At 71.7% G+C, this 17,832-nt stretch carries 13 protein-coding genes; 5 read left to right on the top strand and 8 right to left on the bottom strand.

The genetic code is table 11. From position 1 onward, the window contains the following. Nucleotides 1-95: 95 nt before the first annotated feature. Nucleotides 96-1,484 (bottom strand): phosphomannomutase/phosphoglucomutase, encoded by a 1,389-nt coding sequence (locus tag RB150_06930; GenBank protein ID MDQ7820267.1) that lies wholly within the window; start codon nt 1,482-1,484, stop codon nt 96-98. Between the two features lie 67 nt (nt 1,485-1,551). After that, nucleotides 1,552-2,985, bottom strand: coding sequence for a hypothetical protein (locus RB150_06935; GenBank protein ID MDQ7820268.1), 1,434 nt, complete (start codon nt 2,983-2,985; stop codon nt 1,552-1,554). Between the two features lie 220 nt (nt 2,986-3,205). Here RB150_06935 and RB150_06940 point away from each other — a divergent pair, with 220 nt between their 5' ends. From RB150_06940 to RB150_06955, 4 genes are read left to right on the top strand one after another with little or no spacing between them, the layout of a single operon-like run. Continuing rightward, on the top strand, nt 3,206-4,570 hold the full coding sequence (locus RB150_06940; protein MDQ7820269.1) for a hypothetical protein: 1,365 nt from the start codon (nt 3,206-3,208) through the stop codon (nt 4,568-4,570). Further along, a complete protein-coding gene (locus tag RB150_06945) occupies nt 4,567-6,306 on the top strand; it encodes an ABC transporter ATP-binding protein (GenBank protein MDQ7820270.1) in 1,740 nt (579 codons plus the stop codon). The genes RB150_06940 and RB150_06945 overlap by 4 nt, the downstream gene beginning before the upstream one ends. Next, on the top strand, nt 6,299-7,195 hold the full coding sequence (locus RB150_06950) for a glycosyltransferase family A protein (GenBank protein ID MDQ7820271.1): 897 nt from the start codon (nt 6,299-6,301) through the stop codon (nt 7,193-7,195). Before RB150_06945 ends, RB150_06950 begins: the two co-directional genes overlap by 8 nt. Further along, on the top strand, nt 7,192-9,525 hold the full coding sequence (locus RB150_06955) for a lipid-A-disaccharide synthase-related protein (protein MDQ7820272.1): 2,334 nt from the start codon (nt 7,192-7,194) through the stop codon (nt 9,523-9,525). Before RB150_06950 ends, RB150_06955 begins: the two co-directional genes overlap by 4 nt. Here RB150_06955 and RB150_06960 read toward each other — a convergent pair. From RB150_06960 to RB150_06980, 5 genes are all read right to left on the bottom strand, one after another. Next, nucleotides 9,512-11,026: a glycosyltransferase family 39 protein gene (locus RB150_06960; GenBank protein ID MDQ7820273.1), complete on the bottom strand. Its 1,515-nt coding sequence runs from the start codon at nt 11,024-11,026 to the stop codon at nt 9,512-9,514. The two genes, RB150_06955 and RB150_06960, sit on opposite strands and share 14 nt — an antisense overlap. Before the next feature lie 311 nt (nt 11,027-11,337). Beyond that, nucleotides 11,338-12,216, bottom strand: coding sequence for a hypothetical protein (locus tag RB150_06965; GenBank protein ID MDQ7820274.1), 879 nt, complete (start codon nt 12,214-12,216; stop codon nt 11,338-11,340). Between the two features lie 127 nt (nt 12,217-12,343). After that, complete coding sequence (locus RB150_06970) at nt 12,344-12,976, bottom strand: hypothetical protein (GenBank protein MDQ7820275.1); 633 nt, start codon at nt 12,974-12,976, stop codon at nt 12,344-12,346. Between the two features lie 221 nt (nt 12,977-13,197). Then, the gene (locus tag RB150_06975) at nt 13,198-13,899 is read right to left on the bottom strand and encodes a response regulator transcription factor (GenBank protein MDQ7820276.1); all 702 of its coding nucleotides are present in this window, start codon (nt 13,897-13,899) and stop codon (nt 13,198-13,200) included. A gap of 280 nt (nt 13,900-14,179) precedes the next feature. After that, nucleotides 14,180-15,019 (bottom strand): hypothetical protein, encoded by an 840-nt coding sequence (locus RB150_06980; GenBank protein ID MDQ7820277.1) that lies wholly within the window; start codon nt 15,017-15,019, stop codon nt 14,180-14,182. A gap of 290 nt (nt 15,020-15,309) precedes the next feature. Between RB150_06980 and RB150_06985 the strand changes: the two genes are divergently transcribed. Then, nucleotides 15,310-15,714, top strand: coding sequence for a hypothetical protein (locus RB150_06985; GenBank protein MDQ7820278.1), 405 nt, complete (start codon nt 15,310-15,312; stop codon nt 15,712-15,714). 614 nt (nt 15,715-16,328) lie between these two features. Here RB150_06985 and RB150_06990 read toward each other — a convergent pair. Next, nucleotides 16,329-17,672 carry a capsule assembly Wzi family protein gene (locus tag RB150_06990; protein ID MDQ7820279.1) on the bottom strand — a complete coding sequence of 448 codons (1,344 nt, stop codon included), beginning with the start codon at nt 17,670-17,672 and terminating at the stop codon, nt 16,329-16,331. Nucleotides 17,673-17,832: the final 160 nt, after the last annotated feature.

A 17,832-nucleotide genomic window follows, 5' to 3' on the forward strand; every position in this document is an offset into this window, starting at 1 on the left:
GGCCGCCGCCTGAGCAGCGTGCCGGGTGAGGCGGCGGGACCGGATCGCGGGAGTGCCCGGGGCGCCCACGCGTCGTCCGGCGGACGGACCGGCCGTCACCAGCGCACGGGACCGACGTCGGCGAAACGGGACAGCGCCTGCTCCAGGGTGCGCTTGATCCTCTCCAGGCCCTCCGGCGTCCGGGCCTCCGCCCGCAGGACCAGGACCGGCTGGGTGTTGCTGGCCCGCACCAGGCCCCACCCGTCCGCACACAGCACCCGGGCCCCGTCCACGTCAATCACCGGGTAGCCCTCCCGCTTGAACTGCTCGGTGAGGGAGCGGACGACTTCGAACTTCACCTCGTCGGGGCAGTCCACGCGGACCTCGGGGGTGGCCGGGTAGCGGGGCACGTCGGCCAGCAGCGCCGACAGGGGCCGGTCGGTGTGGGAGAGGATCCGCAGCAGCCGGGCCGCCGCGTAGACGGCGTCGTCGTAGCCGTAGTACTCGTCGGCGAAGAACATGTGGCCCGACATCTCGCCGGTGAAGACGGCGCCCACCTCGCGCATCTTGGCCTTGATGAGGGAGTGGCCGGTGCGGTAGAACATGGGCCGGCCGCCCAGGCGCTGGATCTCGTCGTACAGCGCCTGGGAGCACTTGACCTCCACGATCCCCACCGTCCCGGGGTGGCGGGGCAGGATCTCCCGCCAGAACAGGATCATCAGGATGTCGCCCCAGACGATCTCGCCCCGGTCGTCCACCACCCCCAGCCGGTCCCCGTCGCCGTCAAAGCCGAAGCCCACGTCGGCGCCCTCGCGGCGCACGGCGGCGATCAGGTCGCGCAGGTTCTCCGGCTGCACCGGGTCGGGGTGGTGGTGGGGAAAGCGCGGGTCGGACTCGCAGTACAGGCGGACGACCTCCACCCCCAGGTCCTCCAGAGCGTCGGGGGCCACCAGGCTGGCGGTGCCGTTACCGCAGTCCACCACCACCCGCAGCCGCCGCGGACCCAGGCGGACCTTTTCCCGGAGCATCGCCCGGTACGCGGGGATCACGTCGCGGGCCTCCACGGACCCGACCCCCCCGACAAACTCCCCCGCCTCCGTCAGCCGGCGGATCTGCTGGATCTGCTCGCCGTACAGGGTGCCGAATCCGTGGGCCAGCTTGAAGCCGTTGAACTCGGGCGGGTTGTGGCTGGCGGTGACCATCACCCCGCCGTCGATGCCGTAGTGCACCCGGGCGAAGTAGAAGACCGGGGTGATCACCGTGCCGATGTCCACCACGCGGCATCCGCTTCCCACCAGGCCGCGCACCACGGCGTCGCGGATCCACGGAGAGCTCTCGCGGTTGTCCCTGCCCACCAGGACCGGAGTCTCGCGCTCCTGTGCCCCCTCTGTGCGCAGGTAGGACGCATACGCCCGGGCAATGGCCTCGGCGACCTCGGGGGTGATGTCGCGCCCGGCCACACCGCGGATGTCGTATTCGCGGAAGATCGTCGGGGAGATGGTCACCACATTCAATCTACGCAATCTGCGCAATCGGCTCAATCTACTCAATCAACTCCACGACTCGAGATCGTCAGGGACCCCGGAACTGAAACTGCATCTGAGCCTGGGGAAACGCCGCCAGGCCCAGGGAGACCCACAGCTCCTGGCGGACCTGGCGGTACTCGACCGAGAGCTCAAAACAGCCCTCGACCTGCGCCGTGAGGATATAATCCAGGTCCTCGAACAGCGCCGTGGTCGTATTGTATGTCCCCCGAACGGTGACGTAGGCGTCGGTCCCCAGGGCCCATCCGACGTCGGCCCGCAGGGTGGTCGCGCGGGTGGTGAGATTGTAGGCCGGACCCACCGTCCAGTGGTAGGCGCCCGGGATCCGCTCACCGTAGGACACGCCGACCGACGGGGTCTCCGTGAGAAAGTCATAGGAGGCCGAGGCGGAAAACCTGGTGGCCACGGTGCCGTCCCGCAGGCCGGATGTCTCATAGGCCAGTGTCACGCGGTCGACGATGTCCGCGGGATTGACGACATCCACGGCCAGCGGCGTCGTTCCCGCCGGGCGCAGTTGGGTGTGGGTCAAAGACAGCAGCGCCTGCGGTCCCAGGCGGTGGGTGACCGCCACGTCCGCCACCGCCGTCTCCAGGCGGTCGCCGGTGGCGTAGGTGGCCTGCCGCCAGGTCCAGGCTGCCCTCGCCTCGGTCGTCGGGCCCAACGCCACAGGGGGAAGGTGCACGCCCGCCTCATAGCGCAACCTGGTCGTCTCGACGCCTGTCCCCTGCTCCCGGTGCCACCCGTAGCGGACGGCGGCCGACCACAGGAATGATCCCGCCAGCGGCTGCGGGGAGAGGCTCAGGCCGCCTTCGACCCGCTGGGCCAGGGTCCCCAGGGCGGCGGACACATCAGCGCGCGGCGTGCCCGTGGGAAAGGCGTACCTGTAGGCCGCCCACAGCCCGTCGACGTTGTTGTATCCGACGCTCGGAAAGCTCCCCGCGGTCTCCTGGGGGCTGCGCAGGGACACCACCAGCACCGGCAGGCCGAGGAGCCAGTGGCGGCCCGCCCACAAGGTGGCCCCGTACGCCGTCACGCGGTCGTCGGGAATGACCTCCAGGCGCTGGGCGGTGACGCGGTAGGGAGGCGCGGCGGGATGGCAGGTGGTGAGGGTCGCGTCGGTGGCCTCGATGCGCTCGCGGGTGGCCCGCACCTGCGCGGCGCGCACGTACACGCCGCTGACGATCGTCTCGGCCGGCGCCAGCTCGGCGGCCTCGTGCCGGGCGTCATAGACGAGGACATCTCCCCGCATCTCCCGTCCCTGGGAGTCCAGGATGATGACGTGCCCGCGGGCCTCCACGCGTCCGGCGTCCAGGTCCACGCGGACCACATCGGCCCGCACACCAATCCCGCGGTAGGCGAGGGTAACCCGTCCCACGGCCTCCACCGTCCGGGCGGCATCGTCGTAGACGATCCGATCCGCCTCGACGGTCAGCTCGTCCGGGGACACCGCCGGCGACGCCACGCGGCCACCCTCCAGGCGCGCGGCGGCACGCCCGCAGGCCCCGTGTCCTCCTTCGGAGGCCCGTGCAACGGTGCCTGGGGAAATCAGCAGAGCGCCCGTCAGGACCACGCACACCGCGAAAGGCGTTCGTCTGCCCACATCGCGACAGGTTCGGTTCCCCTCCTCCCCTCCCTCCTCCGGTTCTTTCGCCGTGCCGGGGGGGACACTATAATCGTGAAGCATGCCGCACGGATCGGCGCTGCCCGACATCGTCGACCTCATCCTCGCCGGCAACGGCCCCGGCGAACTGGCGGGGTGGATCCGTCCGGTGGCGGACGCCGCCCGTCGCGCGGGCCCGCCGGGGCTGCGGGTGACACTGGTCCTGTCGCCCACCCAGTTTGCGGGCGGGCGCGAGCCGGCGGTGGCGCGGAGCTGGGGGCTGTTTGACCGGATCCTGGAACCGGCGGAGGCGGTGCGGGTGGCCCTGGGGCTGAAGCCGCTGGACATCGTGCCGCAGGCCACCGTGGTCCACCTGGGCGGGGACCTGTGGTTCTCCGCGCGGCTGGCCCGCCGGCTGCGTGTTCCCGCCTGCGCGCTGGTGGAGACGCCGCTGGTGGCCCGTCGGCATGCGGCGTTTGAGACCATCTGCGCCACCTCCGAGGACCTGGCCCGCCGCCTGGTGGGCCTGGGGGTCCCCGCGGGCAAGGTGGTGGTGACGGGGGATCCCCGGGCGGACGCCCTGACTGGGGTCCTGCATACCCCCCCACCCTCGCCCTCTCCCCGGAGGGGAGAGGGGAGTCAGGACCGGAGGGGAGAGGGGAGTCAGAAGGCGAAGGGTGGGGGGGACGATACTCTCCGAGACGGGTGGACGACGCAGATGGCCGATGCGGCGCACGCGGAAGCGGGCCGCGCCGGCGATTTCGGTCACGAGCGGGAAAGCGAAGTGGTTTCCATCCTGCCGGGCAGCCGGGACCGGTTTGCCCGGGAGCTGGTCCCCTTCTTCCTGCGGGCCGCGGATGCTCTGGCCGGCCTGCGCCCCGGGGTGACGTTCCAGGTGGTCGCCTCCCCGTTCCTCTCCCCGGCCCTGGTCGCATCCCTGCAGCGGCGGGTGCGCGAGGGCTGGCCTCACCTGCCGGTGCGGTGGGTCGCCGGCGAGCCCTGGCAGAGCCTGAGGCACAGCGATCTGGTCCTGACCATCCCGGGCACCAACACCATGGAGCTCGCCCTGCTCGGCGTGCCGTTTGCCGTCATCGTTCCGCTCGACCTCATTGACCGCGCGCCGGCCGAAGGTCTGCTGGAGTGGGCCAGCCGGCTGCCCGGGGTCGGCAGGCCATTGAAGCGCGCCGCGGCGGCGTGGTATTTCCGCCGGCCGCGGCTGGTGGCCCTGCCCAACATCCGGGCCGTCCGCGCGGTCGTACCCGAGTGGGTCGGCCGGTTCAGCCCGGCCGACCTGGCGCGCCGGGTGGCCGACCTCCTGGCCGACCGGGACCGCCGGGCGGCCATCACCGCTGACCTGCGGCGGCTGTACCCGGCGGAGGCCGGGGCGGCCGACCGGGTCGCTGCCTGCGCCCTGTCCCTGGCGGCGGGATCGGAGAGGCGGCCATGAGACGCCTGGCGCGCCTTATCGCCCCCTACTGGCCCCACCTGGGCGCGGGCGTGCTGTGCGTGGTCCTGCTCACGGCGGCCCAGCTGTTCGTGCCGCGCTATGCGGGGCTGACCATCGACGCCATCGTCCGGACGCGCAGCCTGGCGGTGCTGGACGAGGCCGCCCTGGTCATGCTGGGGGCGTTCGCCCTGCGCAGCCTGTTCCTGTACGGCCAGCTGTACTTCGGCCTGTACCTGGGCCACCGGGTGATCGCCGACCTGCGGCGGATGATCTTCCAGAAGGTCCAGCGCTGGTCCCTGGACCGGTTCACGGGATGGACCAGCGGGGACCTCATTGCCCGCAGCCTGCAGGACACTCAGGTGGTGCAGAATGCCCTGCTGGTGGGTCTGCTGGACTTCATCGGCACGGCTCTCACGCTGGTGGGCATTGCGGCGATGCTGTTCATCCTTCAGTGGCGGCTGGCCCTGTACACGCTGGTGGTGGTCCCGCTGTTGCTGGGCAGCGCGCGCGCGTTCGGTCAGGAGATCCAGCGGGTCTCGGTGCGGGCCCAGGAGCGGGTCGCCGGGCTGGCGTCGCTGCTGCGCCAGGCGTTCGGCGGCGCGCGGGTCATCCGCGCCTTCGTCCAGGAGGAGCGGGAGGTCGGGCGGTTCGTCCAGGAGAACGAGCGCACCTTCCGCGAGAACCTGCGGGTCAGCCAGTTGACGGCCGTGCAGGTGCCGGTGGTCAGCTTCTTCACCGCTCTGGGCCTGGTGGGCGTCCTGTGGCTGGGCGGGCGGATGGTGACCGCCGGCGCCATCACGGCGGGGACGCTGGTGTCGTTCCTGGCCTATGCGGGGATCGCCGTGGAGCCGGCCATCGCCCTGTCCCGGCTGTACGCCGGGATGCGCCAGGGGCTGGGAGCGCTGGACCGGGTGATGGAGGTGCTGCGGGTACCCGAGGGTGTGGCCGACGCGCCAAAGGCCAAGGACCTGCCGCCGGTGCGGGGCGACGTGCGGATGCAGGACGTGTGGTTCAGCTACGACGGCTCCCACATGGTCCTGCGGGGCGTGTCGCTGGACGTGCGGGCCGGGGAGCGGGTGGCGATCGTGGGGTCCAGCGGCGCCGGCAAGTCCACCCTGGTCAACCTGATCCCCCGCTTCTATGACCCCACCCGGGGCGTGGTGGAGATCGACGGTCGGGACCTGCGGACGGTCACCTTGCGGTCGCTGCGCCGGCAGGTGGGGCTGGTCCCCCAGGAGACGGTGCTGTTCGTCGGCACCGTGCGCGACAACATCGCCTATGCCCGCCCCGACGCGTCCGAGGAGGAGGTGGTGGCGGCCGCCAAGGTGGCCAACGCCCACGATTTCATCCTGGCCCTGCCCCGGGGCTACGACACGATGGTCGGCGAAGGCGGGGTCGAGCTCTCGGGCGGGCAGCGCCAGCGCCTGGCCATCGCCCGCGCGGTGCTGGCCGACCCGCGCATCATCATCCTGGACGAGGCCACCTCGGCCCTGGATGCCGAGTCCGAGCGCCTGATCCAGGAAGCCCTGGACCGCCTGATGCAGGGCCGCACCACGTTCATCATCGCCCACCGGCTGTCCACGGTGCGCAAGGCCGACCGGATCGTCGTCCTGGAGGCCGGGCGCATCGTGGAGGAAGGCCGCCACGAAGACCTGCTGCGCCGGGGCGGAGTCTACGCCCGGCTGGCCGGCCTGCAGCTGGTGGACGTTTCCCCGCGCTCGTCCCCCGATGCCTGACCTGACCGTCGTCGTCCCCACCTACAACCAGGCCGAGCTGCTGCGGGAGTGCCTGCGGTCGCTAGTAGACCAGACGCTGCCCACAGACCGCTACGAGGTCATCGTGGTGGACGACGGGTCCACCGACCACACGGCGGCCGTGCTGCGGGAGTTCAGCCCCCGGGTGCGCGCCGTGCGGCTGCCGTCCAACCGCGGCCGCAGCGCCGCCCGCAACGCCGGCATCCGGGAGGCGGCGGCGCCGCTGGTGGTCCTGATCGACAGCGACATCGTGGTCCGCCCCGATTTCCTCGACCGTCACCTGGACGTCCACCGCCGCCGCGGCCCGGGGGTCGTCTCCCGCGGGCCGGTGGTCGACGTGCCCGACGCGGCCACCGCCCGGCGCTCCCGGCTGCGGTGGGTCCCTCCCTCGCCGGCGTTTCTGACCACCGCCAACGCCGCCGTGGAGAAAGCGGCTCTGCTGCGGGCGGGCCTGTTTGACGAGGACTTCCCCGGCTACGGGTGGGAGGACTTTGAGCTGGGGCTCCGGCTGCAGCGGCTGGGGCTGCGGCGGGTGTTCTGCCGTCAGGCCGTCGCGTTCCACCTGGCGCCGGCCGCCCGACCCGTCGATGTGGATGCCCTCCTGGCGAAGGAAGAGGACCGAGCCCGCAGCGCGGTGCACTTCTACCGCAAGCACCCCACCTTTCAGACCCGCATCCTCATCCAGGCCACGCGGCTGCACCGCCTGCTGTACTGGCTCCAGACCGCAGGAGGCTTGACGACCCGCGAAAACATCCGGGCCGTGACGTCGGCCTTAAGACGGCACCGCCTGGGAGGTCTGGCGGACCTGGCGCTGCGCGGCGTGCTGAACCGCCACTACCTGTACACCCTGGAAGGAGCCCTCAAAGAGTGAACCAGGAGACCTGGTGGACGCGCCTCACACGCCTGCTGATCCTGGGCACCGCCCTGGTCTTCAGCTCCGGCTACGCGGCCGCGGGCCTGTTCCTCCTGCTGGTGTTCGGCGTTGCGGAAAGCCTGGCGACGCGGCGGATCCCCTGGGAGCGGAGCCCGCTGGACCTGCCCCTGGCGGCATTTGTCGCCGCGTTTCTGCTGGCGGGGGTGGCGTCCCCCTACCGCGGCACCGCCACGGGGTCCGCCGTGCTGTCGGCCCTGGTGCTGTGGGCGGGATTTGCCCCCTTCTACCGGAACCTGCGCGGTAGGCCCTCGCTGGGGGTGGCGCTGGTCCGGGCGTGGGTCGCCGGCGGCCTGGGGGCGGCGGTGTGGACCCTTGCCAGTACCCCGCTGACCGGCCGGGCCGAGCTGCCGGCCCTGTCGGTAAACCCGCTGGGGACGACGCTGATGATCGCGTGCGTCCTCAGCCTGGGCCTGGCGATGACGTCTGCGGGGGCGGTCCGCCTGCTGGCCGCCGCGACCGGAGCGACCTCTGTCCTCGCCCTCGCCCTCACGTACTCCCGGGGGTCCTGGGTGGGCGCCGCGGCGGGAGTGGTCGCACTGCTCGTGATGGTGCGGGGACGGTGGGTGGCACCGGCACTGGTGTCGCTGGCAGCCGCCGCCGCCGTCTGGGTGGTGCTGTTCCCCTCGGCTGGACCGGGGATTGTGCAGCGGGCAGCCACCATCTTCAATCCGGCCGCCAACGAGGACCGCCTCGCCCTGGCCCGGGCGGCCCTCGCCATCTTTCGTGACCACCCGCTGGTGGGGACGGGGATGAACACTTTCTGGATGGTGCACCCGGACTACGTCGTGGTCGATGCAATACCCCGCGCGTTCGCCCACAATATCATCCTCAACGCGGCGGCCGAAGGGGGACTGGTGGGGCTGGCGGCGTTGGTCGCCGTGATCGCTGGCGCCCTGGCAGCCGGCTACCGGTGGCGCCGCGCGGCGGCCACGCGGGAGGAGCGGATCCTCGCCGCCGCGGTGCTGGCGGCGTTTGTGGGCCTGCTGGTGAGGGAGCAGTTCGACGGGACAATCATGACCGTCAACGTGGCGGCAGGGTTCTGGATGCTGGTCGCCGTGCAGGCGGCATTCTCACAACATCGCCAGCCTGCCCCGGTCTCCGGGGATCCGGCCCCGCTGGCGGGCCGGCCGTCGGTCCTGGTGGTCAGCAACGGCCACGGGGAGGACGCCGTGGGGATGGTCCTGGCGCAGGCCTTGCGCCCGGCGGCAGATGTGGCGGCCTTTCCCCTGGTCGGCCTGGGCACGGCCTACCGCGACATCCCGCTCCTGGACCCCCGGCGCGCGCTGCCCTCGGGGGGGTTCGGATTCCGCAACCACCTGCCGGGCCTGCTGGCCGACCTGCGCGCCGGCGTCCTGCGCCTGTGGTGGCAGCAGCGGCGCACCCTGCGGGCGTGCCGCGGCCGGTTCGACGCGGTGGTGGCGATTGGGGACTTCTACTGCCTGTGGATGGCCGCCCACGCCGGCCGGCCGGTGGTCTACATCGCCACGGCCAAATCCGAGCACGGCGAGCCTCACCAGTGGCTGGAGCTGCGGCTGATGCGCCGGCTGCCCGCGGTCGTGTTCGCCCGGGATGCCCTCACCGCTTCGGCCCTGGCGGCCCGGGGCGTCCCGGCGCGCCATGTGGGCAACCCCCTGATGGACACCATCGGCCCCGACGGCACGGACCCCCGCCTGGACCCGCGCCTGCCGACGGTACTCCTGCTGCCGGGAAGCCGCCAGGAGGCCTACGGCAACCTGGAGCTGCTGCTGGCCCTGGCGGGCCGGGTGGGCCGGACGGAGCGGGTCAACCTCGTGTGCGCGCTGGCGCCGTCTCTGGACCTGGACCGCGTGCACGCGACAGCCGTGCGGGCCGGGTGGCAGGCGGACGGAGACGTGCTGCGCTCTTCGGAGGCGGCCGTGCGCCTGACGGGCGCCTTCGGCGCGGCCGTGCGCGTCGCTGATGTGGTGGTCGGGCTGGCCGGAACCGCCAACGAGCAGGCGGCGGGACTGGGCAAACCCGTGGTGGCGTTCCCGGGTCCCGGCCCCCAGTTCACGCGCCCGTTCCTGCGGCTGCAGCAGCGCATCCTGGGAGATGCGGTGGTGGCGGTGGGCTCCTGGGACGAAGCCGCGGAGGCCGTCCTGCGCCTGCTGGGAAATCCCGCCGAGCGGGCCCGCAGAGGCGAGGCAGGACGGCAGCGGATGGGGCCCCCCGGAGCCGTCAGTCAGATCGCGGCGGAGGTGCTGGCCCTGCTGCCCCGGCCCGCGGCGTCGTCCCCTAGTAGTTCTTGACCACCACCAGCCCGCCCGGGGCGCCGCCCACCACCACCGGAGGACCGGGCAGGGCGGCCACCATGTCCACGGGCATGACGGCCACGACCCGCCCGCTCGTCCACTCGGCCGCCAGCCCGTCGCGGGAGACAAAGCGCACCGGCCGCCGGATGTAGAACCAGGCGAACGGTGTCGGCTCGCCTTCGACGAGGACGTGGGTGTCCTCGGCGGCCGCCACTTCCACCATCCTGGCCACCGGCCTCCACGGGGACATCCGGTCCCACTGGCGGGCCGTCGCCACCAGGAGAAGGCTGTAGCCGGCAAGCGCCGCCGCGGCCAGCGCGGGGACTGCGGAGCGGCCGGCTCTCGTCCGCAGGAGGAGCGAGGACACCGCCAGCCCCCCGGCCAGCGGCAGCAGCAGGGCGGCTGCCACCGGCCGGAACGGCGTCACTTCGGCCGGCAGCGGGGCCGCCGCCAGCGTCACCAGGGCCGCCGTCAGCAGGCCCCCTGCCGCCAGCGAGACCGCCGACGCCCCCCGGATCCTGCGAGGGTCGGACACGACGGAGGCGAGCAGCACGGACGCCGGCGGAAAGACCGGCAGCAGGAACCGGATGACCTTGTCTCCCGGCGACACCGACAGAAAGACCAGCACCGCCACAACCCACAGAAAGCACACCCGCAGCACGCGATCGCGCGCGCGGAGGCCCTCCCGCAGCGCCGGCCACAGCCACCCCGTCCAGGGCAGCAGGCCCAGCGGCAGGAAGACCGCGTAGGCGAACAGCCCGGCCGCAGCCGGCACCCACCCCGGCGCGGACAGGGCCGGACGGAAGAAGCGGCCCACGCCCAGAGTCCCGCCCCCGAAGAACGTCTCCACAAACTCCCGGCCCTGGCGCAGTCCGGCCGCCACAAACCACGGGGCGGCCACCGCCAGGCACGCGGCGGCCGCGACGGCCAGCGCCACCGGCCACCGGGCGGGAGGCCGCGGACGGTCCACGACCAGCCGCGTCCCCGCGACCAGAGCCGGCAGCACCACCCCCACCAGCCCCTTGGACAGGACGGCCAGCCCGGCCGCCACCCCCGCCACGACGGCCCAGACCACGCGCCCGTCCGCCTCCCAGCGCAGGTAGCCGTACACCGCCAGGGCCACGAACAGCGTCAGCGGCACGTCCTGCTGGGGGACCAGGGCCTGGTAGAAGAACTGCGCCGAGGTCAGCAGGACCACCGCGGCCAGCAGCGACTCCCGCACCGGAAGGACCAGGCGCGCCAGCCGGTAGGTCGCGCCGGCGGTCGCCAGCGCCAGCGCCAGATGCCACAACCGCACCGCCCACTCCGCCGTCCCGAACGCGGCGATGGAAACCTGCAGCAGCCAGAGGGTCAGCGGCGGCTTGTCGAAGACGCGCCCGTCCCGGAAGGTGTAGGCGACCCACTCTCCGCGGGCCAGCGCGTCCCGGGCGACCGTGGCGTACAGCGCCGTATCGCCGTCTGTGAGGGGGAGATTCAGGCCCGCCGCCAGGACAGCCACGGCTGCCGCAAGCCACCACCCGGGCCAGACGGACGAGCGCGGGGCTTCAGACATCCGGAGGACCGGTGAGAGGCGGCCTCACCGAGAGGCGCACGGGCCGGTGGGAGGACGACGCGCGACCGTCGGGTCTATTCACCCGCGGCCTGACGCATGAACCAGACCAGCAGGATCAGCCCCAGGAGAATGTACACCTCAGGTCCGATCATCGGGCGGATGCTCCTTCCCACACCGTTCCTGCCCCGTGGTTTCCCCACACTGAGAGCAAATCCTCTTCCCGGTGGTGCCCGGTCGTCGGGCCGCCATAGACATCCTCACTCCGGCGCAACCCACAACGGTTGCGACCACAGGGCCCGTCCGCCGGAGGTGGCCTCCACCCTCACGTAGCCTTCCGTCCCGTCGGGACGGTAGCCGGCGGCCGTTCCCCGCGCCTCCGCCAGGAGCCGGCCTCCCCGGCCGACAAACCGGATCCGGGCGGGCTCGTCCACCCGGACGTCGATGCGCCCGTCCGACACCGTCACTTCCCCCGACAGCCCTGTGGACGCGTAAAACGCCCCGCCCAGCAGGGCCGCGCGCAGGGCCTCCGCGGTCACCGCCGGCACCTTCACCATGATCCAGCCCCGGTCGAACTGCCCGGCGTGGTGACAGTCGTCTACCGCCACCCCCCAGACGGGCGCCTGAGGCCCGCGGGCGGTGAGCGCCATGTCCCACCGGCGGAGGTCTTCGGTCGGGTTTGAGTGGGGGTTCCAGATCTCCAGCAGGTGGTATCCCCGCAGCGTGACGACCGCCTGAGGAGACCACGTCCCCGTCCACAGGTTCCCGGTCCAGGAGGGGTGGCACAGGGACACGATGCCGCCTGAGGCGACGGTCCGGTCGACGCGCTGCTGGGCCGTCCCCTCGCGCAGGGGGACGTCCACGAACAGCCGGCCCATGTGCGGCCCCAGGGGGCGCAGCAGCCGCGACACGGTGTCCTCCGTGCCCGGGATGGCCAGAAAGTCCGATCCGTTCAGGTCGTCGCAGCGGGTCACCCGGTTGTGGTCGGTGAGGGCCACGAAACTGTACCCCGCGTCCCGGTACATCCGCAGCAGGTCGCGCGGCGTGAACCGTCCGTCGGACTCGGTGGTGTGGCAGTGCAGCTGAGCCCGGTGAAACGTGCCCGGGACGTCGTAAGGGATCATGACCCGCATGGCCACGACGGATGAATTTCGGGAACCGCACCCGCAGGCCTTTCCGACGCCCGGCCCAGCGTTCCGGGTGCGGAGGACCGGCCAGGGAAACTCGAGAGCCGCGGGATGGGCGGGGACGTGCGGGCGGGAGGAGTTACGGGGCGGTGGACGGGGGCCCCGATACGATGTCCGGCGGCAGCGGGACGTTGAGGCGGTAGTTGCGGTAGCTGAGAGAGGCGGTCACCGGAAACAGCGTGGGGATGGACGCCCGGGCGGCGTCGGGCAGCAGGTAGCCTTCGATCTCCGCATAGTGGTAGCGCACCTGCAGAGGGCCCCACGCGTAGCGCAGGGTCGCCTCCAGGACCAGCCAGCGGCGGGCGTCGATCAGGGCCGTCACCGACGGCGGGTTCACCGCCGGCCGCAGGGCCTCCAGTTCCACCTCCAAGGTCTGCTGGTCCGCCCAGCGGACGCCGGAGGCACGGTAGTCGGCCAGCACCTGCTGCGGGGAGGACACCAGCTGGAAGGTGTTGCCCAGCGACCGCAACGCCGCCGGCGCCTCGTGGACGACTACCCGGTAGACGGCGGGGCGGGCGGCGTAGACCGTCGTGCGCAGGATGAAGCGGAAGATCCCCAGCACCCGCACGTCCGCGTCCTGCTCCACGATCAGCGTCCGCAGCGTCGGGTTGACTGCTTCCAGGCGACGGACGACCTCCGCGAAGGTGGGAGCGGGGTCCGTGCCGCCGGCGCCCGCCGCGCTCGCGGCGACAGCGAGGCCTACCACGGCCACGAGGCACCACCCCGCGGGCCCGAACGCACCGAATGGGGTCTGACCCCTTTTTGCTCGTTTTGCCCGGCGAAGCGGAACGGTAAACGCGATGTGAACGGGACGAAATGGCCGGACATGGAGGGTCTGCCCCCTGTTCCCCTGCGGGGGCTGTGCCCGCGCCACGGAATTCAGCCGGTCCATGGTCAGAACACCGACAGTGACCGCCGCTCCCGCCCGCGTGGTCAGCGACGGCGCCCCTCGTCGGCCTCCGCCGACGAGGCCGGGGGCACGGAAGGCGGGGACAGGAGACCCGCCAGAGCCGCCAGGGCGGCCGCCTGGGCGCGGTTGCGGACGCGCAGCTTGCGGTAGGTCGCCTTCAAGTGCGTCTTGACGGTGGCCTCGGACAGGAACAGCCTCTTGCCTATTTCCCGGTCGCTGAGTCCGGAGGCCACCAAACGCAGAATTTCCACTTCTCGCTCCGTCAGCCCAATCGCCCGCGGGGACGGCGGACCGGCTCCGTTGCCCGATCCCAGCCGCGCCACCAGGTGGCGGGCGATCCGGGGATTGAGCATCGCCTGGCCGCTGGCCACCCGGCGGACGGCGCTGAGCAGGTGCTCGGGCTCAATGTCCTTGAGCACATACCCCACCGCTCCCGCCTCCAGCGCCCGCACCGCCTCCTCGGGGTCCTCCCGCTGGGTAAGGACGAGCACGTTCGCGCCCGGACACCTGGCGTGAATCGTCCGGATGGCCTCCACGCCGTCGTCGTCGGGAGTAAACGGTTCGATGACCACCACATCCGGCCGCTCCGCGCAGGCAAGCCTGACGGCTTCGCGCGCGGAGGCGGCCTGCCCGATCACGGAAATGTCCGGCGCCCGGCGCAGCAGTTCAGCCACCCCTGAGCGGATGAGGGGCTGGCTGTCCACGATGAGAAGCCGGATCCCCATCGCCCGCCACTCCGGTTGACGAGCGGGGCCGGTGCGTTCTCAGCCCCGCCAATCTGGCCCAGGCTCCCAATCGGGGGGACGCAGGTGTCATAAGGAGTACGACTCGACCGACCAAAATCCCTTTCGAATGATGACCTCAGCTATACGGTATCCGTCAAACGACGGCACCTGCGACCGCCGACCTGCCCTGGGGCGGAAAACGAGCATCGGGCCGGCCTGGTCTGGAAGGGATGCCGGACTGGCCGCACAGCCAACCGGCCCGGGCGGGCGGTTGGGCGGCTCAGGGACGGCCCGAAGAGGAGATCAGCACCGCCCCGTACTGGGCAGCGGCCTCCCGCGCCGAGGGGTGAATGACAAAACCGAACAGCACGGTCACCGGGGGGCCCGGCAGCTGGGCCGCCAGGCGCTGCGCCTGCCGTGCCGCCAGCTCCACGTCCCGCCCGTAGATCCGGCTGCGGACCTCCCCCACCACCACCACGACCTCGCCGTCCCGCCGGCCTTCTCCGTACAGGTCGACTTCTACCTCCTGCCCGTCCACGGAGAAGAACCGCCGGTCCAGGCTCGCGACGGTGATCCCGTAGTGCTGGGCGAGATAGGCCGGCGTCACCTCGCGGGCCAGGTCTTCCAGAGTGAACCCGATCGTCTCCGCCAGCCGGCCGACCTGCCGGGCCAGATCGTCCACGCGCTCCCCCAGTGTGCGGACCGTCTCCTCGGTCCGCCGCTGCGCGTCGGCCAGCTGGTCCACCCGCGCCGCCAGCGCCTCCAACCGCTCCTCGGTCCGCCGCTGCGCGTCGGCCAGCTGGTCCACCCGGACCGCCAGCTGGTCCACCCGCGCCGCCAGCGCCTCCAGCCGCTGCTCGGTTCGCCGCTGCGCGTCGGCCAGCTGGTCCACCCGCACCGCCAACGCCTCCAACCGCTCTTCGGTTCGCCGCTGCGCGTCGGCCAGCTGGTCCACCCGCGCCGCCAGCGTCTCCAACCGCTGCTCGGTCCGCCGCTGCGCGTCGGCCAGCTGTTGCAGCGACTGCTCCAGGCCCGCAAACCGTTCGTCCGCCCGGGCCTGCGCTTCCGCCAACCGGGTGAGGGCCGCCTCCAGCCTGTCGAGTCGCGACACGCGCGCCATAACCAGGTCGCTCCTCAAACTATCGTAGTTGGCTCCTCGCGCGATGTCAAAGAAACAAGCCACTGTGACTGTCGGCTCAGAGTGTACTGCGGCAGGCAGGCGCGAAAGATCGAGCCGGAAGAGGAATTTCACCAGCGAAAGCAAAGAAAATGCAGGTCGCAATCGCGCGATCGTGCGATCAATGCCCGGAGAATACAAACCCGGTTCTGGTTACCTATAATGAGGTTAGGGTTACAGGAAGAGATTGCACCGGCGAAACACCTCGCCACACGGGAAAGGAGGCAGACGTAATGCCGAGATTTGAAAAGCTCTCCGCTGCGGAGGTCAGGCGGCTGCAGGCACCAGGTGGGCGCCCGGAGCTGGCCGACTACGTGGAATTCCTGCAGAAACTGCGGCCCGGAGACTGGGCGCGGGTAGTGATCGCGCCGCGGGAGAGCGCCCGCGCCGTCAAGCGCCGGCTGGGTGCCGCCGGCCGGCTGCTGCGCAGGCAGATTCACTTCCTGGACACAGGCAAGAAGACCGAACTGCTGTTCAGCGTGGACCGCAGGCGGCCGGGCCGGCCGCGCCGCCGGCGGCGGATGCGGAAGGCCGCACCCCGGGCGGCGGCTCCCAAGGCCCCGGAGGCTGCCGGGACCAGAGGCCGCGCCCGCCCCACGCCGGCGCCGGAAAAGCCCCGGGGCGAGCCTGTCCGCTAACCCTGGGAACTCCTCTCCCTAACGGGACGAGGGAGTGACGAAAGCGGACAGGAAGGTGGTGGGCCGGTTCGCAAGAGACACCGAGCGGACACGACGGAGGACGTCCTTCCACCCGGCACCGGATAATCTCTCCTGCAGCCGAACCATTCCAGGTGCGCCGCAATCCCCTTCCGGTGGACCGCGCGACGGGTCCACCTCGCATCCGCCTCCGTCTGCACGAGACCTCTTCCCCGCCCTTACCCGGCCCTTACCCTCGCCCTCTCCCAGAGGGAGAGGGGAGGTGTCATGGGCCTTTACCCAGCCCTCTCCCGGAGGGAGAGGGGAGAAAGGAGTTTCGGGGCGTCGCGCGCCGCGCTCAACCGCTCCCTCTCCCCTTTCGCGCTCACCGCTCCCTCGCCCCTGTGGGGTGTACGGACCGGGGAGATAGGTGACAAGTGTACCGGAGATATGGGTAACAGTCGGCTCCAGAGGACTGGCATGATTCCCTCACCTGACCTGAGGAGTGGGGAGAGGGTGGGGGTGAGGGGGGACGCAAGTCCCCGATCCCGGCAGGGACTGTCCCCGGGCGCGGGGACACTCACCAGACCAATCTGCAAGCGGGCAGTCCGGCCACGTCAGTCCCCCGTCCACTGCGCTGCCACTTCCACCCCCCAGTCGGTCTCGGTTCTGCCGGGCACGTGTCCCGCGTTCTCGCGGCGCACGACCCACGGCCGGATGGTGGCCACCAGTCCGCCCGGCCCCCCGCCCACGCGCCAGTCCACCCCCACCACCAGCGAGTACTCCACCACCCCCCGGAGGAACGCGTACGTGGTCGCCTCCGTCAGATCCGTCCAGAACCGCCCTACCTCGCCCTCACCTTTGCGGATGTAGGTCGCCCACAGGGTCGGCGACGCCGTCGAGGATAGCGTCCACCGCAGGTGGAGGGCATCAAAATCGGCGCCCAGCGGGTGGGCCAGGGGGAACCCGCGCAGCAGGTAGTGGAGCGCCGGTCGGCTGGCCGAGTACGTCCAGTTCGGGACCACGGTGTACTGGATCAGGTAGCCGCCTCCTTCCCGGCGGGCCGTCTGCACCCCGACCGTCGCCCCCCACCGCCACGGGAACGGATTGGGCGGCAACGTCAGGTCGTCAATGAGCACTTCTCCGTACAGCCGCAGCCCGGGGTGGGGCAGCCACTCCAGGTCCACGGTGCCGAGGTAGTTGTCGTCGATGCCCTGTTGTTGTGCCCGCAGCACGTGGCCCAGGATCTGGTTGATCAAAAAGGGCACCGGCTGGACCACGTACACCCAGTAGGGGGCGCCGTCCATGACGACCGCCTCGCTGAACCCCAGGCGCAGGTGTGGCCGCACCATCCAGTCCGCCCGGCCGGCCACCAGCGAGCGACCACCGTCCAGCCAGCCCACCACCTTGGTGTACCGGACCGTGGGCCAGGCGACAGAGTACTGGAGCCTGTCAAACGGCGGGGCGGCATCCGCAAACAGCAACCCGCCCGCCCCGCCCGGTCCCCAGCCCATCCGCTCCCGGCCCAGCAGGAAGGGAGACTCCGGACCGACCCACATCCCCGCGGTGGGCGAGTCCACCGCCCACCCCACCATCCCCTGAGTCGCACGGTACGGCGTGGAGACCAGTGCGAAATAATCCCGCTGAAGCGCATAGAGCCTGGCGACGTTGCCGCCCGCAACTCCCACGCCCGCGACTAGCCACTCTTCCGGGCCGGCCTCCCACCTCAGGCGGTCAAGCATCTGCCTGTCGGCCGGCGCCAGCAGGGCCACGGCGGAACTGTCCACCTCGCGCAGCGCCGCCCGCAGCTCGACCGCCGCCACCGGCCGCCTCGTCCCTGTCCAGAGCGGCAGGATGCCCAGCGTCTTGAGCCTGTCCACAACCTCCACGGACCACGGCAGAGCCAGGGCCGCCGGTGGGCGCACCAGCATCCCCGCGGCCAGCAGACAAAGGACCACCACCGGCGCGGTCCCGCGGTGCGCCCGCGGAGCAGAACCGGCGGCCGACCTCCCCGGCCCGCGCCGCCGCCACCAGGTTCTCACCGGGCCTTCACGCAAGCGATGGCCGCCCGGGCAAACTCCGGCGCATCGGCCCGCAGGCTGTAGTACACGAAGGATCCCC

This window comes from Armatimonadota bacterium (assembly GCA_031081675.1).
Lineage (GTDB): Bacteria > Sysuimicrobiota > Sysuimicrobiia > Sysuimicrobiales > Kaftiobacteriaceae > Calidihabitans > Calidihabitans tengchongensis.